At 66.6% G+C, this 26,145-nt stretch carries 25 protein-coding genes and 1 pseudogene; 15 read left to right on the top strand and 11 right to left on the bottom strand.

The window, feature by feature from the left end; genetic code table 11:
* Positions 1 to 888 carry a LysR substrate-binding domain-containing protein gene (locus tag BT264_RS21405; RefSeq protein ID WP_072440377.1) on the bottom strand — a complete coding sequence of 296 codons (888 nt, stop codon included), beginning with the start codon at positions 886 to 888 and terminating at the stop codon, positions 1 to 3.
* Positions 889 to 1,040: 152 nt separating this feature from the next.
* On the opposite strand from BT264_RS21405, the gene BT264_RS21400 reads away from it, so the two are divergent.
* Positions 1,041 to 4,091: a D-2-hydroxyglutarate dehydrogenase YdiJ gene (locus tag BT264_RS21400; RefSeq protein WP_072440379.1), complete on the top strand. Its 3,051-nt coding sequence runs from the start codon at positions 1,041 to 1,043 to the stop codon at positions 4,089 to 4,091.
* A gap of 85 nt (positions 4,092 to 4,176) precedes the next feature.
* Here BT264_RS21400 and BT264_RS21395 read toward each other — a convergent pair whose 3' ends face one another.
* The 3 genes from BT264_RS21395 to BT264_RS21385 all read right to left on the bottom strand — a co-directional run bounded on the left by BT264_RS21395 (position 4,177) and on the right by BT264_RS21385 (position 7,256).
* Positions 4,177 to 4,479, bottom strand: coding sequence for a DNA-binding protein (locus BT264_RS21395; RefSeq protein ID WP_072440381.1), 303 nt, complete (start codon positions 4,477 to 4,479; stop codon positions 4,177 to 4,179).
* Between the two features lie 87 nt (positions 4,480 to 4,566).
* Complete coding sequence (locus BT264_RS21390) at positions 4,567 to 5,721, bottom strand: branched-chain amino acid ABC transporter substrate-binding protein (RefSeq protein WP_072440383.1); 1,155 nt, start codon at positions 5,719 to 5,721, stop codon at positions 4,567 to 4,569.
* A gap of 635 nt (positions 5,722 to 6,356) precedes the next feature.
* Positions 6,357 to 7,256: a DMT family transporter gene (locus BT264_RS21385; protein ID WP_072440385.1), complete on the bottom strand. Its 900-nt coding sequence runs from the start codon at positions 7,254 to 7,256 to the stop codon at positions 6,357 to 6,359.
* Positions 7,257 to 7,313: 57 nt separating this feature from the next.
* Between BT264_RS21385 and BT264_RS21380 the strand changes: the two genes are divergently transcribed.
* The 4 genes from BT264_RS21380 to BT264_RS21365 all read left to right on the top strand — a co-directional run bounded on the left by BT264_RS21380 (position 7,314) and on the right by BT264_RS21365 (position 10,421).
* Positions 7,314 to 8,300, top strand: coding sequence for a LysR substrate-binding domain-containing protein (locus BT264_RS21380; RefSeq protein WP_072440386.1), 987 nt, complete (start codon positions 7,314 to 7,316; stop codon positions 8,298 to 8,300).
* 169 nt (positions 8,301 to 8,469) lie between these two features.
* A complete protein-coding gene (locus tag BT264_RS21375; RefSeq protein ID WP_072440387.1) occupies positions 8,470 to 9,132 on the top strand; it encodes a nitroreductase in 663 nt (220 codons plus the stop codon).
* A gap of 112 nt (positions 9,133 to 9,244) precedes the next feature.
* Positions 9,245 to 9,706: a sodium:proline symporter gene (locus tag BT264_RS21370; protein ID WP_072440388.1), complete on the top strand. Its 462-nt coding sequence runs from the start codon at positions 9,245 to 9,247 to the stop codon at positions 9,704 to 9,706.
* A 223-nt stretch (positions 9,707 to 9,929) separates the two neighbouring features.
* Positions 9,930 to 10,421: a hypothetical protein gene (locus BT264_RS21365; protein ID WP_072440643.1), complete on the top strand. Its 492-nt coding sequence runs from the start codon at positions 9,930 to 9,932 to the stop codon at positions 10,419 to 10,421.
* A gap of 58 nt (positions 10,422 to 10,479) precedes the next feature.
* Here the strand turns inward: BT264_RS21365 and BT264_RS21360 are convergent, their stop codons facing one another.
* The 4 genes and pseudogenes from BT264_RS21360 to BT264_RS21345 all read right to left on the bottom strand — a co-directional run bounded on the left by BT264_RS21360 (position 10,480) and on the right by BT264_RS21345 (position 15,267).
* Positions 10,480 to 11,643: an acyltransferase family protein gene (locus tag BT264_RS21360; protein ID WP_177318390.1), complete on the bottom strand. Its 1,164-nt coding sequence runs from the start codon at positions 11,641 to 11,643 to the stop codon at positions 10,480 to 10,482.
* A 155-nt stretch (positions 11,644 to 11,798) separates the two neighbouring features.
* Positions 11,799 to 11,960: pseudogene (locus BT264_RS21355) on the bottom strand (glutathione S-transferase); the annotation flags it as partial.
* Between the two features lie 63 nt (positions 11,961 to 12,023).
* The gene (locus BT264_RS21350; RefSeq protein WP_072440390.1) at positions 12,024 to 13,196 is read right to left on the bottom strand and encodes a porin; all 1,173 of its coding nucleotides are present in this window, start codon (positions 13,194 to 13,196) and stop codon (positions 12,024 to 12,026) included.
* Between the two features lie 214 nt (positions 13,197 to 13,410).
* Positions 13,411 to 15,267: an ABC transporter ATP-binding protein gene (locus tag BT264_RS21345; protein ID WP_072440391.1), complete on the bottom strand. Its 1,857-nt coding sequence runs from the start codon at positions 15,265 to 15,267 to the stop codon at positions 13,411 to 13,413.
* A gap of 290 nt (positions 15,268 to 15,557) precedes the next feature.
* Here BT264_RS21345 and BT264_RS21340 point away from each other — a divergent pair, with 290 nt between their 5' ends.
* The 6 genes from BT264_RS21340 to BT264_RS21315 all read left to right on the top strand — a co-directional run bounded on the left by BT264_RS21340 (position 15,558) and on the right by BT264_RS21315 (position 19,842).
* On the top strand, positions 15,558 to 16,124 hold the full coding sequence (locus BT264_RS21340) for a TetR/AcrR family transcriptional regulator (protein ID WP_072440392.1): 567 nt from the start codon (positions 15,558 to 15,560) through the stop codon (positions 16,122 to 16,124).
* 224 nt (positions 16,125 to 16,348) lie between these two features.
* Positions 16,349 to 16,774, top strand: coding sequence for an organic hydroperoxide resistance protein (locus BT264_RS21335; RefSeq protein ID WP_072440394.1), 426 nt, complete (start codon positions 16,349 to 16,351; stop codon positions 16,772 to 16,774).
* Positions 16,775 to 16,831: 57 nt separating this feature from the next.
* Positions 16,832 to 17,866 (top strand): alpha/beta hydrolase, encoded by a 1,035-nt coding sequence (locus tag BT264_RS21330; RefSeq protein ID WP_072440396.1) that lies wholly within the window; start codon positions 16,832 to 16,834, stop codon positions 17,864 to 17,866.
* Positions 17,867 to 18,216: 350 nt separating this feature from the next.
* Positions 18,217 to 18,588, top strand: a complete 372-nt coding sequence (locus BT264_RS21325) for a CidA/LrgA family protein (RefSeq protein ID WP_034182620.1) — start codon at positions 18,217 to 18,219, stop codon at positions 18,586 to 18,588.
* On the top strand, positions 18,585 to 19,319 hold the full coding sequence (locus BT264_RS21320) for an LrgB family protein (protein ID WP_034182521.1): 735 nt from the start codon (positions 18,585 to 18,587) through the stop codon (positions 19,317 to 19,319). Before BT264_RS21325 ends, BT264_RS21320 begins: the two co-directional genes overlap by 4 nt.
* Positions 19,320 to 19,536: 217 nt before the next feature.
* Positions 19,537 to 19,842 carry a hypothetical protein gene (locus tag BT264_RS21315; protein ID WP_072440397.1) on the top strand — a complete coding sequence of 102 codons (306 nt, stop codon included), beginning with the start codon at positions 19,537 to 19,539 and terminating at the stop codon, positions 19,840 to 19,842.
* 120 nt (positions 19,843 to 19,962) lie between these two features.
* On the opposite strand, the gene wrbA is transcribed toward BT264_RS21315, so the two are convergent.
* Entirely contained in the window at positions 19,963 to 20,565 is a 603-nt protein-coding gene (gene wrbA / locus BT264_RS21310) for an NAD(P)H:quinone oxidoreductase (RefSeq protein ID WP_034182519.1), read from the bottom strand.
* 61 nt (positions 20,566 to 20,626) lie between these two features.
* Positions 20,627 to 21,352 (bottom strand): pirin family protein, encoded by a 726-nt coding sequence (locus BT264_RS21305; protein WP_072440399.1) that lies wholly within the window; start codon positions 21,350 to 21,352, stop codon positions 20,627 to 20,629.
* A gap of 128 nt (positions 21,353 to 21,480) precedes the next feature.
* On the opposite strand from BT264_RS21305, the gene BT264_RS21300 reads away from it, so the two are divergent.
* From BT264_RS21300 to BT264_RS21290, 4 genes are all read left to right on the top strand, one after another.
* A complete protein-coding gene (locus BT264_RS21300) occupies positions 21,481 to 22,398 on the top strand; it encodes a LysR family transcriptional regulator (protein ID WP_072440400.1) in 918 nt (305 codons plus the stop codon).
* A gap of 93 nt (positions 22,399 to 22,491) precedes the next feature.
* Positions 22,492 to 23,613 (top strand): Fic family protein, encoded by a 1,122-nt coding sequence (locus tag BT264_RS21295; protein WP_072440402.1) that lies wholly within the window; start codon positions 22,492 to 22,494, stop codon positions 23,611 to 23,613.
* Between the two features lie 30 nt (positions 23,614 to 23,643).
* A complete protein-coding gene (locus tag BT264_RS38475; RefSeq protein ID WP_177318391.1) occupies positions 23,644 to 23,808 on the top strand; it encodes a hypothetical protein in 165 nt (54 codons plus the stop codon).
* Positions 23,809 to 23,940: 132 nt separating this feature from the next.
* Positions 23,941 to 25,011 carry a lysozyme inhibitor LprI family protein gene (locus tag BT264_RS21290; RefSeq protein WP_083534148.1) on the top strand — a complete coding sequence of 357 codons (1,071 nt, stop codon included), beginning with the start codon at positions 23,941 to 23,943 and terminating at the stop codon, positions 25,009 to 25,011.
* 34 nt (positions 25,012 to 25,045) lie between these two features.
* On the opposite strand, the gene BT264_RS21285 is transcribed toward BT264_RS21290, so the two are convergent.
* Entirely contained in the window at positions 25,046 to 26,137 is a 1,092-nt protein-coding gene (locus BT264_RS21285) for a LacI family DNA-binding transcriptional regulator (protein ID WP_072440404.1), read from the bottom strand.
* Positions 26,138 to 26,145 lie beyond the last annotated feature (8 nt).

Here is a 26,145-nt window from a genome sequence, read left to right as displayed (position 1 = left end):
TCAGCACGATTTCAGCAACCATTCGCGGAACGCGACGAGTGACGGCAGCGTCTCGTTTCCCGGCGGGTAGACGAGGTAATAGCTGCGCTGGCTCGTAATCGCGTCGCCGATCGACACGAGCTCGTCGCGGCTCAACTCGTCTTCCACCAGCACCTTCGGCACCAGCCCGATTCCCATCCCGGCCCGCACGGCCTGGATCAGGTGCGACGTCAGCTCGAAGCTCGGGCCGATGCGCATCTGGCGATGATCGAGCCGATAGTGCGAGAACCACTCGGCCCATGCCTGCTGGTTGCTCGTCACGCCCAGCAGCGTCTGTTTCGCGGCCCAGGCCGGCGAGCGCGCGCCGGCCTTGCGGCTGCCCGCATCGGGGCTCGCGATCGCGATCAGGAACTCGTTGTACAGCCGATGCGCGTGCAGGCCGGGCCAGTCGTCCGCGCCGACGGTGATGGCCGCGTCGAGGTCGTCGTTGAGGAAATCGATCGCGCCGATCCGCGAATGAAGATGCACGGTCACGCCCGGATGCGCGGCGTAGAAGTCGTGCAGGTGCGGCAGCAGCCATTTCGAGCCGAACGTCGGCAAGGTCGCGAGCCGCAGCGTGCCGGCGCCTGCCTGGTGGGACATGGCCTGCAGTGTCGCGCCGCGGATGCGCCCCAGTGCGCCGCTCAGCTCGACAAAGTAGCGGCGCCCGACTTCGGTCAACTTCACGGAGCGGCCTTCGCGCCGGAACAGCGGCACGCCGAGCTGATCCTCGAGCGTCTGGACCTGCCGGCTGATCGCGCTCTGGCTCAGCGACAGTTCCTCGGCTGCGCGCGTGTAGCTTTCGTGCCGAGCGGCTGCCTCGAACACGAGCAGCAGCGACATCGACGGGGTGAGGCGACGATAATTCATGAGTTTTATTCAATATTCGCCGGGCGAGAATTCGTTTGTTTCTCGCGGAATTTACAAAGATACTGGAATTCCCGGTTGCGTGGAAACTTGCTCAAAACTCATGTTTCGAAGCACGTGAGCACGCCGGTTCACCCACCTTGCGCCTTTATCCCATGTCGATCGCCCCGTTGCCCCGTCCCGCCAGCCCGCCCGCGAACGCGTACCGTGACTTTCTCGCCGCGCTGCAGGCCGCCGGGTTCGCCGGGGAAATCCGCGCGGACCACGCGAACCGAACGGTGCAGGCCACCGACAACTCGATCTACCAGCGCCTGCCGCAAGCGGTGATCTGTCCCGCGCATGCCGACGACGTCCGGCTGGTGGCCCGGCTGCTCGCGGAACCCGCGCATCGCGATGTCGCGGTGGCGGCGCGCGGCGGCGGCACGGGTACCAACGGGCAGTCGCTGACCGACGGCGTGGTCGTCGACCTGTCGCGCAACATGAACCGGATCCTGGAAATCGACGTCGAGCAGCGCTGGGTGCGCGTGCAGGCGGGCGTCGTCAAGGATCAGCTCAATGCGGCGCTGAAGCCGCACGGGCTGTTTTTCGCGCCGGAGCTGTCGACGTCGAACCGTGCGACCGTCGGCGGGATGATCAACACCGACGCGAGCGGGCAGGGTAGCTGCACGTACGGCAAGACGCGCGATCACGTGCTCGAGCTGGACATCGTGCTGATGGGCGGCGAGCACCTGCACAGCGGCGCGCTTGCGGACGACGAACTGGAGCGCCGCTGTGCGCGGCAGGACCGTGTCGGCAAGGTCTACCGCACCGCGCGGCGCATCAGCGACGACAAGGCGGCGCTGATCGAAGCGAAGTTTCCGAAGCTCAATCGCTGCCTGACCGGCTATGACCTCGCACACCTGCGCGAACCCGACGGCCGCTTCAACCTGAACAGCGTGCTGTGCGGCGCCGAGGGTTCGCTCGGCTTCGTCGTCGAGGCGAAGCTCAACGTATTGCCGATCCCGAAGTATTCGGTGCTGGTCAACGTGCGCTATGCGGGCTTCATGGACGCGCTGCGCGATGCGCGCGCACTGATCGAGCACAAGCCGCTGTCGATCGAGACGGTCGACTCGAAGGTGCTGATGCTCGCGATGAAGGACTTCGTGTGGAGCAGCGTGGCCGAGTATTTTCCGCAGGACGACGCTCGGCGCCCGACGCTCGGCATCAACCTGATCGAATTCAGCGGCGACGATGCTGACGACGTCGATGCGCGCGTGCGTGCGTTCGTCGACCACCTGCGCACCGATACGAGCGTGGAGCGCCTCGGCCATACGCTCGCGGCCGGCGACGATGCGGTGAAGCGCGTATATGCGATGCGCAAGCGCGCGGTCGGCCTGCTCGGCAACGTGCAGGGCGAGGCGCGTCCGCAGCCGTTCGTCGAGGACACCGCGGTGCCGCCCGAGAACCTCGCCGCGTATATCGCCGAATTCCGCGCGCTGCTCGACGGCCACGGGCTGCAGTACGGAATGTTCGGCCATGTCGACGCGGGGGTGCTGCACGTGCGTCCGGCGCTCGACATGAAGGATTCGCGGCAGGCCGCGCTGGTGCGGCCCGTGTCGGATGCGGTGGCCGAACTCACGCAGCGGCATGGCGGCCTGCTGTGGGGCGAGCACGGCAAGGGCGTGCGCTCCGAATATGCGCCGGCGTTTTTCGGCGAGCTGTATCCGTCGCTGCAGCAACTGAAGGCCGCGTTCGATCCGCACAACCAGTTCAACCCGGGCAAGATCGCGACGCCGCCGGACCACGCGATGCGGCTGCTGAAGATCGACGAAGTACCGACGCGCGGCGACCACGACCGGCAGATCGACGAGCGCGTGTGGCAGAGCTACGGCACCGCGGTGCACTGCAACGGCAACGGCGCGTGCTACAACTTCGATCCGGACGACGCGATGTGCCCGTCGTGGAAGGCGACGCGCGAACGCGTGCATTCGCCGAAGGGGCGCGCTTCGCTGATGCGCGAATGGTTGCGCCTGCAAGGACAGGCCGGCGTCGACGTCGTCGCGGCGGCGCGCGCGCGGCAGCCGTTCCTGAGCGGCGTTGCCGCCCGCTGGCGCAACAGCCGCGCCGCGCGCAGCGGCGCGGCCGATTTCTCGCACGAGGTGTACGACGCGATGGCCGGGTGCCTCGCCTGCAAGTCGTGCGCGGGACAGTGTCCGGTCAAGGTCAACGTGCCCGAGTTCCGTTCGCGTTTTCTCGAGCTGTATCACCGTCGTTATCGGCGGCCGCTGCGCGACTACCTGATCGGCTCGCTCGAATTCACGATGCCGTGGATGGCGCGGGTGCCCGCGCTGTACAACGGGCTGATGCGCGCGGGGTGGGTGCGCACGCTGCTGGAGCGGCAGGTCGGCATGGTCGACAGCCCGCTGCTGAGCCGCTTCGATCTCGCGGCCGTGATCCGGCAATGGCGCGTGAAGCCGGCCGACCCGCATGCGCTCGCGGCGCTGAGCGACGCGCAGCGCGCGCGCAGCGTCGTCATCGTGCAGGACACGTTCACGCGCTATTTCGATACCGAGCAACTGGCGACGCTGATCGAGCTGGCGGCGCGCGTGGGTTTTCAGGTGTGGCTCGCGCCGCTCGCGCCGAACGGCAAGGCGCTGCATGTGCAGGGTTTTCTGCGGGCGTTCGAGAAGGCGGCGATCCGCAATGCCGTGCAGCTTGCCGCGCTCGCGCAGTCGGGTGTCGCGCTGGTCGGCCTCGATCCGGCGATGACGCTCACGTATCGGCAGGAATACCTGAAGGTGACGGGGCTCACCGATGTGCCGAAGGTCGCGCTGCCGCAGGAATGGCTGCTGCAGGCGCTGCCGGAAGCCGGCGCGGACGGCGTGTCCCGTACATACCGGCTGCTGCCGCACTGTACCGAGAAGACCAATGCGCCCGACAGCGGCAAGCAATGGGCGCAGGTGTTCGCGCGGCGCGGGCTGCGTTTGCAGGTTCAGGCGACCGGGTGCTGCGGGATGTCCGGTACGTATGGGCACGAGGCGCGCAACCTGCAGACGTCGAAGACGATCTATTCGCAGTCGTGGGCCGCGCACGTCGATGCGCCGGAGGACCAAGGAGAGGCGCTGGCGACCGGGTATTCGTGCCGCAGCCAGGTGAAGCGCATGTCGTCGACGCAGTTGCGTCATCCGTTGCAGGCGCTGCTCGATCACGTTCGTGCGGCGGGGTGACGATCGGGCGGTGCGTGCTGCATTGCCCGTGTGACGGCGTCGCGCGGCAATCTCAGTGCCACCATCGGCACATGCGAAAGGGTAGTCAGGAATTGGCTTTCGCGGCCTTCCGCGCACGCGGCTTGCCGGCCGCGGGAAACGTGCCGACGCCGCGCGGCCGTTTCGGTTCGATCCGCATTTGCCGGATCACGCGCCGGAAGTCGATCTCGTGCGCGGCCAGCGCGCCGATCAGCTTCGCGATGACCGCGAGGTGGGAGGGCACCGTGCCCTTGCTCGAATAGTTCGTGATCGAGCTTTCGTTCATCCGGATCAGACGCGCGAACTCGCGCGACGTCAGTTGCGCTTTTCTCAACTCCTGCTGAAATTCGGTATACGCCATTGCACACATGTTGCTTCGTCTCCGTGTTTCAGAAATCGGCCCGCGCGGCGCCGGCGCCGACGGGTGGCGTTCCCGTCGTGCCGGCACACTGGCGGGTTACATCTTGACCTGGTCGAGGAAGGTCTTCTTGCCGGTCTTGTAGCCGTAGATCGAGATGATCCCGTGCGTCAGGTCGCCCTTCGCGTCGAACGTCGTCGTGCCGATCACGCCGTCGTACTTCGTCGCCGGCATCGCCGCGAGGATCTTCGCCGGGTCCGTCGAGTTCGCGCGCTTCATCGCGTCGACGGCGATGTAGACCGCGTCGTACGCGAACGGCGCATCGAACTTGATGCCCTGGTTGAAGCGCTTCTCGTACTTGGCGACGAACGCCGCACCGCCCGGCATCTTCTCGAGCGCCGCGCCGGCTTGCGAGCACAGCACGTTGTCGGCTGCCGGGCCGGCCAGCTCGGCCAGCGAGTCGGTGCACACGCCGTCGCCGGACAGGATCTTCGCGCGCAGGCCGAGCTGCTTCGCCTGCTTCGCGAGCGGGCCGCCGGTGGCGTCCATGCCGCCGTACATGATCGCGTCGGGGTTCTCGCCCTTGATCTTCGTGAGAATCGCGCGGAAGTCGACCGCCTTGTCGTTGGTCGCATCGTGCGACAGCACCTTCAGGCCGAGCGCCTTCGCCTTCTTCTCGAACTCGTTCGCGAGGCCCTGGCCGTATGCGGTCGAATCGTCGATCACCGCCACGCTCTTCACGCCCTTCGACTGCGCGTAGCTCGCGAGCGCCGGGCCCTGCTGCGCGTCGGTCGCGACGACGCGGTAGGTCGTCTTGAAGCCTTGCTGCGTGTAGGTCGGGTTCGTGGCCGACGGCGAGATCTGCACGATGCCGGCATCGCTGTAGATCTTCGACGCCGGGATCGACGTGCCCGAGTTCAGGTGGCCGATGACGGCGACGACCTTGTCGTCGACGAGCTTCTGCGCGACCTGCGTGGCCTGGCGCGGGTCGGCCGCGTCATCCTGCGCGTCGAGCTGCAGCGTGACCTTCTTGCCGCCGATCGTCAGCCCCTTCGCGTTGATTTCCTCGACCGCGAGGCGCGCGCCGTTCTCGTTGTCCTTGCCGAGGTGCGAAATGCCGCCCGTCGTCGGTTCGACGCTGCCGATCTTCACGACCTGGTCGGCCATCGCGGTCGACGCGGCCGCGAATGCGGCGGCGGCCAGTGCAACGGTGATCAGGGGTTTGCAGCGCATGCCGACAGTGCTTCGTTCCATCTGCCATCTCCGAATTGAATGTCTTTCTTCGACGTCTCGACCGGCCGGCTGCGGGCCGGGGCGATCGGACGAGTCTCCATACCCATCATGGGCTTCACTTGCATCGCGCCCGGCCGTGTGACGGGCCGCCCGGGCGAGCGGGCGGGCTATCGCCCGGCGCCATGCAATTCGTATGAATATATCCGAAGCCGATTTTGCGCGCTGCAGCGAACCGTGTGACGGGGCGGGCACGGCCCGATTCGGTGCCCGGATTTCGAAGGTTCCGGATACCGGGAAATCGCGCGACGTGGCTGGCCAGGCTGCGGTTCGCTGTCGATGGCCTTACGGCCGCATCCATTATTCGGCCGGTTGCAGGGGTGAAGCCATGGACACTGATACGCGGTCAGTCGGGAACTGTTCGGTCGATTTGTCTGCACAGTTTGGACGCTCGCAATCGCGCACTCGGGTTCATGGAAAAGTTTCATCGAGCGCGACACCTCTCATATGCAACTAACGGTCAAGCCCGGCGGTGTCGACGAATTGGCGCGGGTCGACTGCCCGGACAGTGCATCCGGCTCCGCAGATGTCGGGGCTCGCCTGGACCGCCACGCTTTCGGATCGTCGGGGCGGCATTGCCATCCGGTGCAACCGCGATCCTACGAACGTCCGCGCAATGCGACGAAGACCACGCCTGCAATCGCCAGCAGGCCGCCGCACAGCGTTTCGATGCCCGGCCGTTCGCCCGTCAGCACCATCGACAGGGCTGTCGCTACCGCTGGCGTAAGATAGAGAAAGTTGGCGGCGCGCGCCGCACCGAAGTAGCCGAGTGCGAAGGTCCAGGTCGCGTAACCGAGTGCCGCGGGAAATACGCCGAGGATCAATACCGCCAGCGTCGCGTCGTGTGACGCGCCGCCGAGCGTGGCGAGAGCGCCGGGCAGCCAGGGCGTGAGCAGCAGCGCGCCGGCCAGCAGCGTGTACGCGGCACAGGGCAGTGCGCCGTACACGGGAATCAGCCGCCGCTGCAATACGAAATAGCTGGCCGAACACAGGGCCGCGCCGAGAATCAGCGTGCTCCCCGAACCGAGGACAAGCCCGTCCGGCTGCCCATGCGCGATCACCGCAATGCCGGCCAGACTGACCAGCGAACCGAGCCATCCGCGGAGATTGAATCGTTCGCCGAGAAACACGGCGGCAAGCAGCGCCGTGAAGATCGGCAGCGTGTTCACGATGAAACTCGCCGCGCCGGCCGACACGGTTTGCTCGCCGGTATTGAGCAGTGCGTTATAGAGTGCGATGCCGAGAAAACCGCAGGCCAGGAAGCGCAACGCGTCGCGTTTCGCGGGCCTCGTAGGCCGCCGCCACGCAAGCCACGCGATCACGAGCAACGCGGCGGTGGCAAAGCGCGCCGCCGCGAGTTGCAGCGGCGTGAGGCCGTGCAGGCCGATCCGGATGAACGGGAATGCGGAGGCCCACGACACGATCGTGAACGCGACCGCGCCTGCCGCGACCAGCGGTTGCCGCGCGCCGCGCGACGACGGTGAGGAAAGGGTATTCATGCGGCAATGGTGCGATGTTGCGAGATGTTAAGCTAGCGCACAGATCAACATCCGGATATGACCATGGCTCACAGCTCGGTTCGGCGGCGAGCCGATAGTCCGGCGCGTGCGCGTCAGGTTGCGGATGCACTGCCGGTTGCAGCGTCGGCGCCTGGCCCGCGGCCGCCGCTTGCCAGCCTGGAGACCGTCTGCACGGTGGCACGTCAGGGTTCGTTCCTGGCGGCCGCCGACGTTTCCGGCGTGACGCACGGCGCGATCAGCCGGAGGGTGGCCGCCGTGGAAAACTGGCTGGGCATGGCGCTGTTCGAACGTCATGCGCGTGGCGTGCGCCTGACGCCGGACGGGCAGCGCTTCGTCGGCCGGATCGAACAGGCGTTCGCGATCATCGACAGCGCGGCCGACCAGTGGCGCTCGCCGCGTACGCCGCGACTGGTCAGGATGAGCGTGGTGCCGGCATTCGCGCAGCTCTGGCTGTTCGAGCGGCAGCATGCGCTCGAGAGCGAGGCCCCCGCGTTGCGCATCGAACTCGGCATCGAGCTTCGCAACGTGGATATCGCCGGCGGCGAAGCGGATCTGTCGATTCGGTATGGGCGCGGCAACTGGCGTCAGCTCGAAACCCGCGCGTTCATGCCGGAGCGGCTTTATCCGGTCGCGCATCCGCGGCTCGCCGCGCAACTGGCGAAGGCGCGCCGCCGGCACGGCGATGCCGCGCTGCTCGAGATGCCGCTGCTGCACGATTCCGACGTGACCGGATGGCGCACCTGGTTCGACGCGCTGGGCATTCCGTTCAAGCCGCGTGCGCAGGATCGCCGCTTCGAGGATTACAACCTGGTGCTGGCGGCAGCCGAAGCAGGGCTCGGCGTGGCGCTGGCGCGGACGCCGCTCGCGGACGCGTATCTGAAGCGCAGCGAGCTCGTTCGGGTGAGCCGCCACGAGGTCGATTCGCTGCTCACGTACCACTTCGTGCATGCGAAGGGGGAGAGTCGGCCGGAGGTGCTCGCGTTGATGGAGCGGATGCGGGCGGCGTTGGCGGAGCAGGGTTAGGTGGTGGGGGCGAGGGGGCCTGCTTCGGCGGCGCGCTCGGGGCCCGTGCCTGGATACATGGAGATGGGCCGCGGGATCGTCGACAGTGCGACCGCGGAAACGATGAGGTTGGAGAGATGAACGCAAATCGAGAAATTTTGCAGCCGTACGGATACACGGGAGGTACACGATGAACAGACCAGACAAGTCGTCGAAAGCGCGTGCGGCGTTTGATCAGCTGTTCTCGGGCATGGCGCCCGCGGACGCGAAGAGTGCGTCACGTCCGGGCAATCCGTTCGAAGCGGCGGGAGACGAGGTGTCCACCGACGCCGACGGCCGGGTTGAAGTGACGCTGTCGACCAGAATCCAGTTGCGCGGCTATCCGGGCGCGGACGCGTTCATGAAGCGCATGGCCGAAGCGTGGGGCCTCGAGTGGGGGACGTACGACAGCGTTCAGGCCATCGCAAAACTGCCTGCCGGATGGCGCTCGCGCCGGCTTCCGGAAGTCACGCAGATCGTCGACGGACACGATGTGCTGCGCGCGGAGAGCAGCCTGCAGGGCGGCGAGATGTCGTATCTGAAAGTGAACCCGCGGTACTACATCGACGCGCGCAAGGGATTCGGCTGGGGAAAGTCGTCGAAGGCGTCCGACGATCCGGATCTCGACGGTCCCGACTGGAACTGCTTCGTGATCGATCGGGAAAAGTCCATCGAAGTGCACGAATTGACGACCTCGTCGTTGAAAGCCGATATGGACAATGCCCGCGCGACATTGCTGAAATGGCTTGACGAACACTATCCCAAACATCGCGATCCGTTTGCGTACTGGACGGACTGCGAAGGGGTGTCCTGACTTTGCGTGGCCGCCCGGTTCGGTATCGCGGGCACACGCTGCCCGATCGGAATCGGAGCGAACGGGGCGCACGCCGCTTCGATGCATCGGCCGGTCGTGATGGGGACGCCAATTGAAACAAACCAGTCCGGTCCCGATTCTCTGGGCAGCGTTTGGCGCGGCTGTCGGGTCGACCGTCATCGAGCTGCTGCTCTGGTCGATCGCCGGCGATGACGCCGTTCGGAACCTGCTTCGCGACGCGCGCCTGACGGCAGCCATCGTGATGGGGCGCAGCGTGGTCGGCACGTCCGCCGGCTTCGATCCGCTGGTCATGGGTGTCGCGACACTCGTGCATGCCGCTCTCTCGCTTGCCTATGCAGCCGTGCTGGCGAAGGTGGTCCGGAACATGTCGCTCGGGTCCGCGCTTCTCGCAGGCGGCGCGTTCGGGCTCATCCTGTACGGCGTCAACCTGCACGCCTTCACGGCGATCTTCCCATGGTTCATCCCGGTTCGCGGCGCGATCACGCTGGTGGCCCATCTGGTATTCGGGGTGACGGCAGCGGTTGTCTACCACGTCGTCAAACGCTCGGTTTGACGCCGACCGCCGCAACGATTGCCGACGGCTCCCGCTTCCGTCATTCGCATCCCGACCCCTGGAATAACCGGGCGTGCTGCTTCGTTTAGCCGTCAGGAGACCCGATACGAAGCGGTGGCCCGTTACCGCCGCGCGATGAATCTTGCGCAAGCAATCCAGTGTGCCGGGCGCCGCCCGTGACGCCGGTGGGCAAGTGGTCGGGGCAACAATGCAGGAGCCGATCATGTGCAACATGTTTCGATTCGGGATTGGCATCGTCTGTCTTGGCCTTTCCGCGCCCGTCCTTGCGCAAATGGACGACGAATTACCGGACTACGGCACAAGCTGCCGCGCGGTCGTCGCGCAAGCGGACATCGACGGCACGGAACAGCAAATCGTGGGGCGGGCGTGCCTGCAAAGCGATGGCACATGGCGGATCGTGCAAAGTGACGACGGCAGCGTGCTGTGGTACCCGGCAGCGGCCTATCCGTATCCCGACCCGTGGTATTGGGGGCCGCCGCTTTTCATCGGCGCGGGCGTGAGCTTCGTCTTCGTCGATCGTTTCCGTCATTTCCACCACTTCGATCACTTCAATCAGATGGATCATCGCCGCTTCGGCGTGCCGATGGGCGCAGGCTTTCACCGTGGCCCGTTCCTCGGCGGCGGCGGGCATGGGTTCGGCGGCATGCATCGGTTCGGTGGCATGAGCGGGGCTGGCGGAATGCGGCGCCATTAGGCCTGCGTTTCCGGCGGGATCGCGCGTCCTGTTGTGCACGCGTCGCGAATGTCTGTCTTTACAGGATCGACTCGAGCTTCGGCAATCGAAGCAGGAGGCCGGCAATCAGATAACACGCGACGCAAGCGACGCAGCCGGTCACGGCGAACTTCAGGAGCGGGGCCGCCGGCACGTTTCTCCACGCGAGGGCGACTGCCACCAGCACGGGCGGATGGATGATGTAAATGGTGTACGCGCGTCGCGACAGTGGCCGCCACACGCTCGTCAGTCGATCGAAACGTCGCTGAAAATATCCAGCGAGAAACAGTATCGTTCCCCACGCAACCAGCGGTTCCCAAAATGCGTAGACAACCGCTTGCGGACGGCCGCGCAATTCGGGAACGTGCTTCGCGAGCAGGTAGGCGAGCGGCAAGACAGGTAGCGCCAGCAGCGCGACGCGCCACCACCGGCCGACCTGTCGCGCCGGCAGATGCTCGATCCAGTGCACGCGGGCGGTCCGGATACCGGCTGCGTACAACACGACATAGCTGGCGAAGTACCCGAGCTGAAGCCCCCATACATTGACACCTACCGGCCATCGGGACCGCAACGCCAGTGCCGCGCTGCCCGTCAGCAATGCCGCGGCGGCCAAGGTCCTGTCGGACGGAAAGGGTTGCCGGACCGTATGGCCCGTGTCGCGATCCGCGGTGCGCGGGAAGGCGATGCGCCAGAGCGCTGCAGCCGCACTGAAAATCAGCAACGCCTCGGCGAACCACATGGGACCGTTCTCGAACGTGCCTTTCCGCCACAGGCGGGCCAACGTATCGGCAAACGGATGGCCCGCGCCCGACCGTGCAAGTGCGATCGTCGCGGGGCCGATCAGAAAGCCGTACACCAGCAAAGGCAGGCCAAGCCTGAGAAACCGGTCCGCCAGGAAACGGGCGGCGCCCTTGCGATCGATGGACCCCGACGTGTAGTAACCCGCCAGCAAAAAGAACAGGCCCATGAAGAACGCCTGGTTGATCGCACAGAACAGCGTCAGCAGCGCGGATTCCACGGATGGGCCCGCTGCCACCTCGTGGTAGTACCACCCGCCGATCGCGCCGTACGTGATCGCGCAGTGGTGAAATACCACCAGTAACGTCAGGCAGGCCCGCAACGCGTCCAGACCGGCGTTTCGATGTACGGCAACCGCCTTGTCCGGCTCGAACGCGAAGTCGGCCGGGACGTCTTGAGCGCTCATCACATTGCCTGTGTGGTTGGTCCGCGATGACCCGTACCGGGACGAGAATCGTCGCGGCGATGCGCATGCATCCGGTGGGCGTACCGGTCGGAAAATACGCCGTTGTTCTTACAACCTTCCAACAAGCGGCTCCAATGCCTGCCCGCCACCTGGTAATCGAGCCGCCCGCGCAGTTCGTCGAACGGAATCATCACGTGCGTGCGATACGCGGGCCGCGCCTTCAGCCGTTCGTACCACGCCTCTCCGTGCGGGATACTCGGCCGCGCGACGTCGAGTTCGAAATAGCGATACAGATGCGTGCCGGCTGCGATGTCAGCGTAAATGGCGCAGGCGCGCACCATGGTGCGCGCCTGCGTGGTTCGCGCGAAGCGACGTCGCGATCAGAACTTGTGGCGAATCCCGATGATCGCGAGTTCCTGCGTATCGGTGCCGGAGTTCACGCCGTACGAGCCGACCGACGCGGCGGCCTTCACGGTCGCGCCGCTCGCGCTGAGCGTGTTGCCGCTTGCCTTCTGGTAGCCGAACAGCGCGTACAGGTCGGTGCGCTTCGACAGCGCGTAGTCCGCGCCGAGGTTGACCTGGTTGTAGTGCGCGGAAGCCGGGCCCGTCAGCGACGTGTAGTTGTAGCCGACGCCCGCGCGCAGCGCCGGCGAGAACTGCCAGTTGAAGAACGCCGAGCCGTTGTTGAACTTCGCGTTCTGGCTGAACGCCGACAGCGTGTCTGCGCCGTACTGCGTGTTCGAATACGCGAGGCCGAAGATCGCCGGCCCGGCTACGTACTGGCCGGCCACGCGCACGATCTGGATCGACTTCGCGCTCGAAAAGCCCTGGTTGATCACGGTATTGAACAGCGTGTCCGAGCTGCTCGACCACGTGCGCACGCCGTTGGCGACCGTCGAGCCGCCGTTCGCGTAGAAGAATCCGGCGCCGAGCGACAGCGGGCCGTTCGCGTAGCTCGCGCCGAAGCTGTACGTGCGGCCGTTGCCGGTGGCGCCCGCGACGCCGCCGAAGCCGTACAGCGCCGCGAACTGGAAGCCCGAGACCAGCGGGCTCGTGTATTTCACCGAGTTGCTGACGCGCAGGCTGTTGTCGTAGTTGTCGAGATCGCCCGGCGTCGCGAATACGCCGCCGAAGTAGTTGTCCTGCGTCAGGCCCTGCACGAGATCGACGACCGGATCGTACTGGCGGCCGAGCGTCACGGTACCGTACGTGCTGCTCGCGAGGCCGACGACGGCCTTGCGGCCGAATTCGCGCTGGCCCTGGCCGAGCGCACCGGTGCCGATGTTGAAGCCGTTCTCGAGCTGGAACAGCGCGGACAGCCCGCTGCCGAGATCCTCGATGCCGCGCAGCCCCCAGCGGCTGCCCGACAGGTTGCCGCTGCTGAACTTGACGAGGCTCGACGCGTTGCCGCCGTTCGCGTTCTGCGCGTTGTGCACGTAGGCGATGCCCGCGTCGGCGATGCCGTACAGCGTGACGCTGCTTTGCGCATGCGCGCCGGCGGCGCAGAGCGCGGCCGGCAGCGCGAGCAGTGCGAATGAGCGGATTCGTTTCATGGTCGGATTCCCCCGTTGGTCGATTTGTCTGACGAGTCGGTGAACGATACGGACAGCGCATCGTCGAGGGAACCAACAAATCTTCGAATCGTTATGAGGCGGCGCGCCGCTCGGGCTGCCGCCGTATGGTTGTGTTGGCAACCGATGCGGCAGAGGCGGGCCTTTTCAGGCGTCTGCGCTATTGGGCACGACGCCTGGCGTTTCGACGCGGCGCCTACTGCTCCGCCCCCTCCGCTTCCGCCGTTTCGCCGAGGAACCCGCCGCTCTGGTGCGCCCACAGCGCCGCGTAGATGCCGCCCGCCTGCAGCAGTTGCTGGTGCGTACCTTCCTCGACGATGCGTCCTTCGTCGAGCACGATCAGCCGGTCCATCGCCGCGATCGTCGACAGCCGGTGCGCGATCGCGATCACCGTCTTGCCGCTCATCAGCGTGTCGAGGCTGCGCTGGATCGCGACTTCGACTTCGGAATCGAGCGCGCTGGTCGCTTCGTCGAGCACCAGGATCGGCGCGTCCTTGAGCATCACGCGCGCGATCGCGACACGCTGCCGCTGGCCGCCCGACAGCTTCACGCCGCGCTCGCCGACCTCGACGTCGTAGCCGCTGCGCCCGTGGCGGTCGCGCAGCCGGTCGATGAATTCGGCCGCCTCCGCGCGCGCGGCCGCGTCCTGCATTTCGCGCTCGGTTGCATCGGGTCGACCGTACAGCAGGTTCTCGCGCATCGTCCGGTGCAGCAGCGACGTATCCTGCGTGACCATGCCGATCGCGCTGCGCAGGCTGTCCTGCGTCACGTGCGCGATGTCCTGCCCGTCGATCCGGATCGTGCCGCCGCCCACGTCGTAGAAGCGCAGCAGCAGGTTCACGAGCGTCGACTTGCCGGCGCCCGAGCGGCCGATCAGGCCGATCCGCTCGCCCGGCCGGATCGTCAGGTTCAGCCCGTCGAACACCGCGCGGTCGTTGTCCTCGTGCGCGAACTGCACGTTGTCGAACACGATCCCGCCGCGCTGCACCGCGAGCGGCTTCGCATCGGGCGCGTCGACCACGCTGCGCACCTTCGTCAGCGTGTTGATGCCGTCCTGGATCGTGCCGACGTTCTCGAACAGCTCGGTCATCTCCCACATGATCCAGTGCGAATAGCTCGACAGGCGCAGCGCCATCGCGATCACGGCCGCGACGACGCCCGCGCTCGCTTCGCCATGCATCCACAGATACAGCGCGAGGCCGGTCGAGCCGACCAGCAGCAGCGTCGACAGCAGGTGGTTGACGATCTCGAACGCGCTGACGAGCCGCATCTGCGCGTCGCCGGTCGCCTTGAACGCTTCCATCGCGCGGCGTGCGTGGTCGGCTTCGCGCCGCGTATGCGAGAACAGCTTCACGGTCGTGATGTTCGAATACGCGTCGGTGATGCGGCCCGTCATCAGCGCGCGCGCGTCGGCCTGCCGGCTGCCGACGGCGCCGAGGCGCGGCACGAAAAACGCGCACGCCGCGCCATAGCCGAGCGCCCACAGCGCGAGCGGAATCATCAGCCGCCAGTCGAAGCTCGCCGCAAGCGCGAGGATGCCGATCAGGTAAGCGGCGACGCCGATCACGACGTCGACCGACATGAACAGTGCATCGCGCACGGCGAGCGCGGTCTGCATGATCTTGGTCGTCACGCGGCCGGCGAACTCGTTCGCATAGAACGACAGGCTCTGGTCGAGCATCAGCCGGTGAAACAGCCAGCGCAGCCGCATCGGGAAGTTGATCGCGAGCACCTGGTGCTTGACCATCGTGTGCAGCGCGATCAGCAGCGCGCTGCCGACGAGGATCGCCGCGAAGCCGGCAAGCGTGCCGAAGTGGCGGCCGCCGAACTCCGCCGGCGTCGCCGACGACGACAGCCAGTCGACCACGCGCCCCATCATCGCGAACAGTGCGGCTTCGTACGCGGCCAGCGCGGCCGACGTCAGCGCGATCAGCAGAATCCAGCCGCGGGCGCCTTTCGTGCACGCCCAGACGAACGAAAAGAATCCCTTCGGCGGCGTGACGGGATCTTCGAGCGGGAAAGTCGGCAGGCGCCGTTCAAACCACGAGTACATCGACTGTTCTCCTTATTCGGTCCGACGCAGCGGGCGGGCCGGTGATGCAGGTGCCGGGCGCGACGCGATGTCGGGGTGCTGGCGCGCACTCCGTACCGACCGACGATTGCGTCGTGGTCGCGTCGCCCGGCTGCGAGTGTCGCATCGATTCGATCGGGCTGCAGGCCGGTTGTAAGCAGCCGCGGCTGGGCGGGGCGGCGCGTGCCCGCACCGCCGGGCTTTCGCGACTTTTCATCCCGCCCCAAAAAAAGTCCTTGACTGTCTATCTATGAGTAGATAAAGTTCGATCCATGGAAACGAAACCGACCGTCCGCGAACAGATTCTCGACCACGCGATCACGCTGATGATGCTGCGCGGTTACAACGGCTTCAGCTATCGAGACCTGTCCGACCTGGTGGGCGTGAAGACGTCGAGCATCCACTACTATTTCCCGTCGAAGGACGACCTCGTGCTGGAAGCGGTAGCGGCCTACAGCGACGAAGTCCTCGCGGCCATGCGGGCGATCGATCCGGCGTTGCCGGCCGACGTGAAGCTGAGCCTGTACACGAAGCTGTTCGGCCGGACGCTCGGCGACGGCAACCAGATCTGCCTGTGCGGGATGCTCGCGGCCGACATCGAATCGTTGCCGGAGAACGTGCGGCAGGCCGTGCAGGCATTCTTCAAGGCCAACGAGAACTGGCTTGCGGAATTGCTGGCGCAGGGCGCGAAGGAAGGCACGCTGCAGTTCAGCGGCAAGCCCGAAACGGCGGCGCGCGCGTTGTACGCGGCGTTCCAGGGCAGCGTGCTGGCTAGCCGGCTGTTTCACACACGGGCGCGTCTCGAGGATGTCGAGGCCGTCTGGAAAACCCGGTCCTGACGGACGGGGCAAGCGGTCAGGCGGTTCGCCGCCTTTTGTTGGGTTTTGTTATCTATCTTTTGGTAGATAGATGATCGGAGCAGGTGGATCCACCCGCCTGCATTTTTTGGGGATGTTTATCTATCTATGAGTAGATAAACAAACGTGACGCCGGCGGCCAAGCTGCCGGCGCGCGGTCCCGGGTTGGAAAGCTGTTTCATTCACTGATTGAAAAGGAGTCTGTCATGTCGATCGAAAAAGTGCTGTACCGCGCCCATGCAAAGGCCACCGGCGGCCGCGACGGCCGTGCCACGGTGCCCGAAAGCGGCCTGGACCTGAAGCTGGCCACGCCGCGCGAACTCGGCGGCGCGGGCGGCGCAGGCGCGAACCCCGAGCAACTGTTCGCGGCCGGCTATAGCGCGTGCTTCATCGGTGCGATGAAGTTCGTCGCGGCCCGCGACAAGATCGCGATCCCCGCGGATGCCGCCATCGAAGGCAGCGTCGGCATCGGCGCGATCCCGAACGGTTTCGGCATTGAAGTCGAACTGAAGATCTCGCTGCCGGGCCTCGATCGCGACGCCGCGCAAACGTTGATCGACCGTGCACACGTCGTCTGCCCGTACTCGAACGCGACGCGCGGCAACATCGACGTCACGTTGACGCTCGTCTGATCGCACGTACTACGAACCATTGATCGCCATTCACCGGTTATGCCAAGGAGTTTCGTCATGAAGATCGTCAAGCCGCTGCTGATCGCCGCCGCTGTTGCAGCCACGTTGTCCACCGCGTCCGCCGCATTCGCCGCCGGCGCCGAAGCCGTCCGGCCCGACGCGGCGACGAGCGGGTTCCTCGCCGCGCTGAACGGCCAGAAGGGCCCCGGCCTCGAAACGTTGAGCCCCGCGAAGGCACGCCAGGTGCTGGTCGACGCGCAGAACGGCGCGAAGGTCGACCTGTCGGGCATCGACGTGTCGAACCGCACGATCGAGCAGGACGGCTTGTCGGTGCCGATCACGATCGTTCGCCCGCAAGGCGCGACCGGCACGCTGCCGGTGTTCATGTTCTTCCACGGCGGCGGCTGGATTCTCGGCGACTTCCCGACGCATGAACGCCTCGTGCGCGATCTCGTCGTGCAGTCGGGCGCCGTCGCGGTATTCGTGAATTACACGCCCTCGCCGGAAGCGCATTACCCGGTCGCGATCAACCAGGCGTATGCGGCGACGAAGTGGGTAGCCGCGCACGGCGCGGAGATCGGTGTCGACGGCAGCCGCCTCGCGGTGGTCGGCAACAGCGTCGGCGGGAACATGGCGGCCGTGGTGTCGCTGATGGCGAAGGACAAGGGCGGCCCCGCGATCCGCTTCCAGGGCCTGATGTGGCCCGTCACGGACCACGACTTCAATACGGGCTCGTACAACGCGTATCAGCAGGGTCACTTCCTGACGCGGCCGATGATGAAGTGGTTCTGGGACGCCTACACGAAGAACGAAGCGCAACGCAACGACATCTACGCGTCGCCGCTGCGTGCGAGCACCGCGCAGTTGAAGGGCCTGCCGCCCGCGCTGATCCAGGTCGCGCAGTTCGACGTGCTGCGCGACGAAGGCGAAGCATACGGCCGCAAGCTCGACGCGGCCGGTGTCGACGCGACGACCACGCGCTACGACGGCACGATTCATGATTTCGGTCTGCTGAACGCGCTGGCTGCGGATGCACCGACGAAGGCCGCGACGAAGGCGCTGGCGAATGAAATCGCGACTCGGCTGAAGTAACGTGGCGGGTGGCATTCGAATTCGAAAGAATGCATTCGAATGCGAACGACGAAGCGGCGGGCTCATGCCCGCCGTTTGTGCATGCGGACGACGGGCGTGGTGAATGGCGACGCCACTCGCGTCCGGACCGTCGCGCGATCGCTCCTTCGTCTCGCCCGGTTCCGCCCGCTCTCCTGGCTGATCCGACCGGATTGAAACGGCGGAACCGGGATCTCGCAATCGTGCGATTGCGCCGTCGCGACCAGCCGCATGCATTGTTGATACGATCGCGCATATCGTTCACGCCGGCGCCGCAAGCCGCCGGCCCGGCGGCCGCGCGGACTCGCGGCCAACTTCGGGAGAAGCGGTTCATGCTGCAGGCGTTCGCGGTCTTGCTGGTCTTCCAGTGTCTAGGGGAAGGCGTGTCCTATCTGTTCGCCCTGCCGGTGCCGGGCCCGGTGATCGGCATGCTGCTGCTGTTCGGCTTCGTGATGCTGCGTCCGCAGGTGGCCGACGCGATCGAACCGACCGCGCTCGAGCTGCTGCGCCACCTGTCGCTGCTGTTCGTGCCGGCCGGCGTCGGCATCATGGTGTCGGCCGACCGCGTGCGCGGCGATGCGGTGGCGGTCGTCGTCGCGCTGGCGGTGAGCACCACGCTCGCGATCGCGGTGACGGCGCTCGTCACGCGTGCGCTGCTGCGGCGCCAGCGCCGCGCGGACGGCACCGCGGAGCGCACGCAATGACGGCCTTCCCGAAACTCGGCGCGATCTGGGTCTATCTCGCGGCGACCCCGCTGCTGGGCCTGACCATCACGTTGATCGCATATCTGTTCGCGCAGGCCGTCTATGCACGGGCGCGCTTCAACCCGCTCGCGAACCCCGTGCTGATCGCGGTCGCGCTGATCGTCGTGCTGCTGACGATCACGCATACGCCGTATCCGACCTATTTCGAAGGCGCGCAGTTCGTCCATTTCCTGCTCGGCCCCGCGACCGTCGCGCTCGCGCTGCCGCTGTACCGGCAGTGGTCGAAGCTGCGGCGCAGCGCGCTGCCGCTGCTCGTCGGCCTGCTCGCGGGCTCGCTGACAGCGATCGTGTCGGCGGTCGGCATCGCCGCGCTGTTCGGCGCATCGCACCAGACGATCGCGTCGCTCGCGCCGAAATCGGCGACGACGCCGATCGCGATGGCCGTCGCCGCGGAGATCGGCGGCATTCCGTCGCTGACCGCCGTGCTCGTGATCTCGACCGGGATTTTCGGCGCGGTGTGCGCGCGCGGGATCCTCAACGCGCTGCGGATCGACGAGCCGGCCGTGCGCGGCTTCGCGCTCGGCGTCGCGTCGCACGGGATCGGCACCGCGCGCGCGTTCCAGGTCAGCGAGGAGGCCGGCGCGTTCGCCGGGCTCGGAATGGGGCTGAACGGCGTGCTGACGGCGTTCGTCGTGCCGATCCTGCTGCCGGTGCTGTCGCGCTGGGTCTGAGCGCAGGGTTATCGGTTTCCCTGATGGGCGCGGACGGCATGGCGACACGACGGCGTGCCCGGCGCGCATGTATCGCTGTCGTTATCAGGAAAATTCAGGAACGCACACGGACATTTGCGCAGCGATCGGCTAACGTTGCATCGGCGCCGTCGTCGCAAGCCGTCGCGTGCGCGCTGATATTCGACCCACAACCAACAATCGACAAGGAGATCCGGCCATGAAGAAATCTCGCGTGGTTTCAGTGGCAGCAGCAGTAACGGCGTCGTTCGGTCTGCTGTTGACCGCCGCGCCGGCGGCATACGCGCAGGATCCGGCGTCCGCGCCGACGCAGAAGCAGCTCGACAAGGCGCAGAAGAAGGCGGCACGCAAGGCGGCCCGGGCGCGCCACGCGTCGGACCTGAAGGCGATCGGCACCGGCAGCGGCTACCGGCTGACCAACGACCAGAGCAACTATCCGCAGAACGCCGTGCAGAAGGCGCCCGCGACGAAGGCGGCGCCCGCCGCGCCGGCGTCGGGGCAGTAACGGCCGGCAAACACGCACGAACGGACGGCGCCGGGTTGCCCCGGCGCCGTCCGTTCGTGTGCGGTTTCCCGGGAATACCGGACCGTGTGCGGCCGGCGGATTCCCGGATGGCGCGACGCGTTACGACGCGAGCTTGCTCGCGAGTTCCGCGACGTGCTTGCCCTGGTAGCGCGCGATTTCGAGTTCGTTCGCGCTCGGCTGGCGGCTGCCGTCCGCGCCTGCGAGCGTCGTCGCGCCGTACGGCGTGCCGCCGGTGATTTCGTTCATGTTGACGAGCCCGCTGCACGCATACGGCACGCCCACGATCACCATCCCCTGGTGCAGCAGCGTCGTGTGGAACGACGTGATCGTCGTTTCCTGGCCGCCGTGCTGCGTGCCGGTCGACGCGAACACGCTGCCGATCTTGCCGACGAGTGCGCCCTTCATCCACAGGCCGCCGGTCTGGTCGAGGAACGTGCGCATCTGGCCGGCCATGTTGCCGAAGCGGGTCGGCGTGCCGAAGATGATCGCATCGTAATCGGCGAGTTCGTCCACGGTGGCGACCGGTGCGGCCTGGTCGACCTTCACGCCGATCGCCCTGGCCTGATCGACGGGGATCGTTTCCGGCACGCGCTTGAGCGCGACCTCGACGCCGGGCACCGATTTCGCGCCTTCCGCGACGTGTTGCGCCATCGTTTCGACGTGCCCGTAGGACGAGTAGTAAAGAACGAGTACCTTGGCCATGATGCGAATCTCCGATTAAAAGGGCCCCGCGTTCGGCGGGGCCCGGTTTCCCGAACGGGTGTTATGCCCACTCGGCCGTCACTTCGACCGGGCGCAGGTCGAACACCAGCACTTCGGCATCGTTGCCGTCGGCGAGCGTCAGCGCCTGTTCGCCGCGGATGCGCGCGCCGTCGCCTTCGCCGAGCGTCACGCCGTTGACCGTCACGCTGCCGCGTGCAACGTGCACGTAAGCAAAGCGGTCCGGTGCCAGTTCCAGCGTCGCGCGCTCATCGCCGTCGAACAGGCCCGCGTAGATCCGCGTGTCCTGCCGGATCTTCAGCGAACCGGCGTCGCCGTTCGGCGACACGACCAGCGTGAGCTTGCCGCGCTTTTCGTCGGCCGCGACGTTCGTCTGCTGATAACGCGGCTCGGCACCCTTTTCGGCCGGCCCGACCCAGATCTGCAGGAAGTGGACCCCCGCGTCCGGCGAGTGGTTGAACTCGCTGTGGCGCACGCCCGTGCCCGCGCTCATCAGTTGCACGTCGCCCGGCACGATCACCGATCCGGTGCCCATCGAGTCCTTGTGTTCCAGCGCGCCGTCGAGCACGTACGACAGGATCTCCATGTCGCGGTGCGGGTGCGTGCCGAAGCCGCGGCCCGGTGCGACGCGGTCGTCGTTGATCACGAGCAGGTCGGAGAAGCCGACTTGCTTCGGATCGTAGTAATTCGCGAACGAAAACGTATGACGGGAGCTGAGCCAGCCATGCTCCGCACGGCCACGTTGGTTTGCTGCACGGATTTCGATCATGATTTCTGTCCTTGAAGTCGCCGGGCCTCGGAAGTGGGTCCGGCCGTTCGTTGAGATGAATCTTAGGTCAATCGATTTGACAAATAAATGGCTGTAGAGATAATGACTGTCGCTATGGAGTGGACAATATGGAACTCAACGATCTGAGGATCTTCGTCGCGACGGTCGACGCGGGCAGCTTCACGGCGGCGGCCGACCAGCTGATGCTGTCCAAGCAGTTCGTCAGCCGGCGCACGATGGCGCTGGAGGCGTCGCTCGGCGTGCGGCTTCTGCACCGCAACACGCGCAATCTCGCGGTGACCGAATCGGGGCAGGAGTTTTATGCGCGGGCGCAGCGGATTCTTGCCGAGATCGCCGACGCCGAGCAGGCAATGTCGGTGCGCAGCACCGAGCTGCACGGTTCGCTGAAGATCAGCGCGCCGCTGTCGTTCGGGATCACGCACGTGTCGCCGCTGATCGCCGAATTCCTGTCCGCGCACCCGGCCGTGCGGCTGAACCTCGACCTGACCGACCGGCGCGTCGACCTGATCGGCGAGGGCTTCGATCTCGTGCTGCGGATCGGCTCGCTCGAGGATTCGACGTTGATCGCCCGCCCGCTCGGCGCGTGGCGGATGATCGCGTGCGCGAGCCCTGCCTATCTGAAGCGGCAGGGCACGCCCGAAACACCGGCCGATCTCGCCGGCCACACGTGCCTGCTGTACGGGCGCGAGCGGCGCGTCGGCTGGGAATTCCGCGTCGATGGCGCGGCGCGGACGTTCGACGTGCAGGGGCCGCTCGTCGCGAACAATGGCGAAGTGGTGCGCGACGCGGCAATCGCGGGGCTCGGCATCGTGCTGCTGCCGCACTTCATCGTCGGCGCGGCGCTCGACAGCGGCGCGCTCGTGCCGGTGCTCGAAGCGTATGCGCCGGCGCCGATCACGCTCAATGCGGTGTTTCCGCAGCACCGCGAAGGATTCGTCACGCTGCGCACGTTCATCGGGTTTCTCGCGGAACGGCTTGGCGAGGCTGCGCCGGCGGCGAAGGGCGGGGCGGGCAGGCGGCGGTAGCGGGCGAGGTGCGGTGAATAGAGGCGTTATTCTCCGCATGAATTGCGGAGAATATTGAGCCCTGCGGTGAATCGGTGGGATAATCTCCGCATCATGAGCGGAGATTGCACCTTCATCTGGGAGGCGGCCGACTGGCCCGCATGGCGCTTCGACCTCCCGGCACTCGCCACGTCACTCGCCGACGTCAGCCGTGCGCAAGGCATGCTGGCCGGGCGGCTGGCGGATATCGGCCTGGCGCTGCGCGATGAGGCCAGCCTGGTCGCGCTGACGGAGGACGTCGTCAAGACCAGCGCCATCGAGGGCGAAAACCTGAGCGTCGCATCGGTCCGATCGTCGATTGCACGCCGGCTCGGGGTCGATATCGGCGCACTGGCGCCGGTCGATCGCCACGTCGAGGGCGTGGTCGACATGGTGCTGGATGCGACGACCCATTCGGCGACGCCGGTCACCGAAAGCCGTCTGTTCGGATGGCATGCAGCCCTTTTCCCGACCGGCTATTCCGGGATGTCGCGGATCGCGGTCGGCGCATGGCGTACGGATGCGAGCGGGCCGATGCAGGTCGTGTCCGGGCCGATCGGCCGACAGCGCGCGCATTTCGAAGCACCGCCCGCCGCGCGTCTCGCGAACGAGGTCGGGCGCTTTCTCGCGTGGCTCAATGCCGCGCCGGTCGAGCCTTTACTGATCCGCGCCGGCCTGGCCCATCTGTGGTTCGTCACGCTTCACCCGTTCGACGACGGCAACGGCCGTATCGCGCGAGCGCTCGGGGATCTGGTCCTGGCGCGCGCCGATCGGAGTCCGCAGCGCTTCTATAGCCTGTCGGCGCAAATCCAGCGCGAGCGTGACGTGTATTACGACGTGCTGGAGCGTACGCAGCGCGGTTCGCTCGACGTCACCGAATGGCTCGCGTGGTTTTTGAATGCACTCGGCAGGGCCGTCGATCACGCTCACACGACGCTCGACGCGGTCCTGGTCAAGGCGCGCTTCTGGCAGCGATGTGCGGGCTTCGCGATGAACGAGCGTCAGGTCAAGGTCATGAATCGCTTGCTCGACGGCTTCGAAGGGAAGTTGACGACCACCAAGTGGGCAGCTCTCGCAACGTGTTCGCAAGACACGGCGCTGCGCGACATCACGGAACTCGTCGAGCACGGTGTGCTGCTTCGCTCGTCGTCCGGCGGCCGGAGCACGAGTTACGAGCTGGTGCCGTTCGACGGCTGACGTTTGCTCGCACCGTAACCGGCTTCGACGTTGGATGCCGCGCAGGCGCCGCCTGCCGCACCCGCGCACGAACGCGATGGCGTAATGGTGTTAATCGGGATCATCGATGCCGTCGTGGAAGCCGTATTGCGCGCCGGCATCGTGCAATGCAGCGTGGCCGCCGGAACGGTTGCGATGACATCGAACGTCGATTGATCGGCGTCGCGCATTCGGGTTACGCTGCGGCGGGCGACGGCATGCGTCGCATGTCGGGCCGGGCGTTTTTTACCTTGAATGTCGCGTGCAGGTAGCTTCTACAGGCGCGCGACCCAGCGACGAGCCAAGCCGATGACCATCCAGAACCGATCGAACGCGCGCGGGCAAGCCGCGATTCCCGCATGTGATACGCGGTACTTGCACCTGCGATTCATCGCGGCGGCCGTGCTGCTGACGCTGTTGCCGATCGCCGCGCATGCAGCCGGCTTCGACTGCGCGAAGGCCGCTTCGCCGACCGAGAAGACGATCTGCGCGGACGCCGCGCTGTCGAAGCTCGACGGCGATCTGGCGGCGGCATGGAAGAAGGCGCTCGCGAAAGGCGGCGATACGGCCGGGCTGAAAGCCGCGCAGTTGAAGTGGCTCAAGCAGCGCGACCAGTGCGGCACCGAAGCGCCGTGCCTCGGCGACCGCTATCGCGAACGGCTCGCGAGCCTGAACGGCACGCCGCTTGCCGCCGATCGCTGGCAGCAGACCCGGTACCTGACGAGCGACAACCCGTCGGTCGGCGGCGTCCTGACGTTCACCGGCACGGCGCCGCGGCTGCATTTCGAGCTGGGTGCCAACAACGGCGCGAATACCGGCGGGCTCGACGGCGACATCGTGCTGCACGGCGACAGCGGTACCTACCGCAACGACAAATGCCGGCTCGATTTCGACCGGAAGGGCGGGCGCATCCGCGTCACGCAACAGGGTGGAGATTTCGATTGCGGCGCCGGCGCGGGCGTCGTCTACGCGGGCGACTACGTGACCGCGTCGCAGTTCCAGGCCAAACCGCAGGCCGACCTGCTGAGCCTCAAGGTCGTGACCGACGCGACGCAGAACGCGACCGCGCACAAGCTGCTCGGCGCCGACTACCCGACGCTCGTCGACATGGTCAATGACAGCGCCGACGAAAAGGATCTCGACGGGCTCGACGCGCGCGTGAAGTCGTACTGGGTGCGCGGCATCGCGACGACGAACGCGGCGATCGTGATGAGCCGCGGCACCGATCTGTGGATCGGGCTGCTCGTGTTCGATGCGCAGAACAAGGTCCGGATGCGTTATTACTCGAACGCGCAGGCGTGGAAGAAAACCGTGCCGAAGACCATCCAGGCGTGGCACGACAATCTCGACAGGACGCTGCCGATCGACGTGATGCAGTGAGCGGGCGGGGCGGCCGGAGCCGCTCGACGCGTCTTCATTCTTTGCGCGATGCGCCCGCTTGCGCCTGCTTCGGCGGTGCAACCGATTCCCGTATCCGCAACTCGGGCACGACGGCTCGACCGGGCCCGGTTGCGCCGTGCTCGAGCGCATCGAGCAACGCATGCGCGGCCTGCCGCCCGATCGCATCGGTGTCGACCCACATCGTCGTCAGCGGCGGCCGGATCTCGCGCGCGAGCGCGATGTCGTCGAACCCGGTGATCGACAATTGCGCGGGTACGTCGATGCCGAGCGCCTGCGCCTCGAGCAACGCGCCGAGCGCGAGCGCGTCGTTGCCGCAGATCACGGCCGTCGGCCGCGTCGCCGCGTCGCTGTCGGCGATCGCGCGCAGGCTCGCCCGCCCGAACGCGATCGTGGCCGCGCCTTCGTGCTGATGCACGGGGCGCACCGCGAGCCCGTGCGCGGCAAGCGTGTCGTGAATGCCGCGCAGGCGAGCCTGCACACGGTCGTTGTCGGCCGACGGCTGCATGATGATCGCGAAATCGCGGTGCCCGAGGTCGAGCAGGTGCGTGGTGAGCCGCGCGAACGCCGCGCGGTTGTCGAAGCCGATGCAGCAGTGCGGGCTGTCGTCGCGATAGGCGTACGTGACGACGTACGGCACGCCGTGCATCGCAAGCAGTTCGAACAATTCCGGCGGATACGCTTCGCCGACCAGCGATACGGCTTCGACGCCGCGCGACAGCATCGCGCGCACCTGCGCCAGCGCCTGCGCAGGATCGTAGTTCGAGCAGCCGAGAAACAGCGTGATGCCGTGCTCGGCCATGACCGTCTGCATGCCCGCGACCTGCGACGCGAACACCTGGTCGTCGAGCGTCGGAATGATCGCGCCGGTGATGTGGGTGCGCGTGGACGCGAGCGCACGGCCGGCCGCATTCGGAATCCAGTTCAGTGCGCGCGCCGCGTCGCGCACGCGCTGCTGCACGTCGGCCGACACCTTGCCGGGATCGTTGTACACGCGCGAGACGGTCGCGGTCGACACGCCGGCCAGCTTCGCGACGTCACCGAGCACCGAGCGGCCGCTGCCGCGGCGCGCACGGGACGCGCCGCCGCGGGACGGGGGCGTGCTCATCGGCCGTC

The organism is Burkholderia sp. NFPP32, from assembly GCF_900119325.1.
Classification (GTDB): domain Bacteria; phylum Pseudomonadota; class Gammaproteobacteria; order Burkholderiales; family Burkholderiaceae; genus Burkholderia; species Burkholderia pyrrocinia_C.
The sequence above is the reverse complement of the archived record's forward strand: the minus strand, read 5'-3'. Positions and strand labels throughout refer to the sequence as shown.

What these genes read in the sequence shown, in the direction of transcription:
- BT264_RS21400 (WP_072440379.1), top strand. Translation starts at nt 1,041, where the DNA reads ATGTCGATCGCCCCGTTGCCCCGTCCCGCCAGCCCGCCCGCGAACGCG.
- BT264_RS21390 (WP_072440383.1), bottom strand. Translation starts at nt 5,721, where the DNA reads ATGGAACGAAGCACTGTCGGCATGCGCTGCAAACCCCTGATCACCGTT.
- BT264_RS21340 (WP_072440392.1), top strand. Translation starts at nt 15,558, where the DNA reads ATGGAAACGAAACCGACCGTCCGCGAACAGATTCTCGACCACGCGATC.
- BT264_RS21320 (WP_034182521.1), top strand. Translation starts at nt 18,585, where the DNA reads ATGACGGCCTTCCCGAAACTCGGCGCGATCTGGGTCTATCTCGCGGCG.
- BT264_RS21290 (WP_083534148.1), top strand. Translation starts at nt 23,941, where the DNA reads ATGACCATCCAGAACCGATCGAACGCGCGCGGGCAAGCCGCGATTCCC.
- BT264_RS21360 (WP_177318390.1), bottom strand. Translation starts at nt 11,643, where the DNA reads ATGAGCGCTCAAGACGTCCCGGCCGACTTCGCGTTCGAGCCGGACAAG.
- BT264_RS21385 (WP_072440385.1), bottom strand. Translation starts at nt 7,256, where the DNA reads ATGAATACCCTTTCCTCACCGTCGTCGCGCGGCGCGCGGCAACCGCTG.
- BT264_RS21335 (WP_072440394.1), top strand. Translation starts at nt 16,349, where the DNA reads ATGTCGATCGAAAAAGTGCTGTACCGCGCCCATGCAAAGGCCACCGGC.
- BT264_RS21325 (WP_034182620.1), top strand. Translation starts at nt 18,217, where the DNA reads ATGCTGCAGGCGTTCGCGGTCTTGCTGGTCTTCCAGTGTCTAGGGGAA.
- BT264_RS21345 (WP_072440391.1), bottom strand. Translation starts at nt 15,267, where the DNA reads ATGTACTCGTGGTTTGAACGGCGCCTGCCGACTTTCCCGCTCGAAGAT.
- BT264_RS21295 (WP_072440402.1), top strand. Translation starts at nt 22,492, where the DNA reads ATGAGCGGAGATTGCACCTTCATCTGGGAGGCGGCCGACTGGCCCGCA.
- BT264_RS21330 (WP_072440396.1), top strand. Translation starts at nt 16,832, where the DNA reads ATGAAGATCGTCAAGCCGCTGCTGATCGCCGCCGCTGTTGCAGCCACG.
- BT264_RS21300 (WP_072440400.1), top strand. Translation starts at nt 21,481, where the DNA reads ATGGAACTCAACGATCTGAGGATCTTCGTCGCGACGGTCGACGCGGGC.
- BT264_RS21405 (WP_072440377.1), bottom strand. Translation starts at nt 888, where the DNA reads ATGAATTATCGTCGCCTCACCCCGTCGATGTCGCTGCTGCTCGTGTTC.
- BT264_RS21365 (WP_072440643.1), top strand. Translation starts at nt 9,930, where the DNA reads ATGTGCAACATGTTTCGATTCGGGATTGGCATCGTCTGTCTTGGCCTT.
- BT264_RS21350 (WP_072440390.1), bottom strand. Translation starts at nt 13,196, where the DNA reads ATGAAACGAATCCGCTCATTCGCACTGCTCGCGCTGCCGGCCGCGCTC.
- wrbA (WP_034182519.1), bottom strand. Translation starts at nt 20,565, where the DNA reads ATGGCCAAGGTACTCGTTCTTTACTACTCGTCCTACGGGCACGTCGAA.
- BT264_RS21315 (WP_072440397.1), top strand. Translation starts at nt 19,537, where the DNA reads ATGAAGAAATCTCGCGTGGTTTCAGTGGCAGCAGCAGTAACGGCGTCG.
- BT264_RS21375 (WP_072440387.1), top strand. Translation starts at nt 8,470, where the DNA reads ATGAACAGACCAGACAAGTCGTCGAAAGCGCGTGCGGCGTTTGATCAG.
- BT264_RS21285 (WP_072440404.1), bottom strand. Translation starts at nt 26,137, where the DNA reads ATGAGCACGCCCCCGTCCCGCGGCGGCGCGTCCCGTGCGCGCCGCGGC.
- BT264_RS21380 (WP_072440386.1), top strand. Translation starts at nt 7,314, where the DNA reads ATGACCATGGCTCACAGCTCGGTTCGGCGGCGAGCCGATAGTCCGGCG.
- BT264_RS21395 (WP_072440381.1), bottom strand. Translation starts at nt 4,479, where the DNA reads ATGTGTGCAATGGCGTATACCGAATTTCAGCAGGAGTTGAGAAAAGCG.
- BT264_RS21305 (WP_072440399.1), bottom strand. Translation starts at nt 21,352, where the DNA reads ATGATCGAAATCCGTGCAGCAAACCAACGTGGCCGTGCGGAGCATGGC.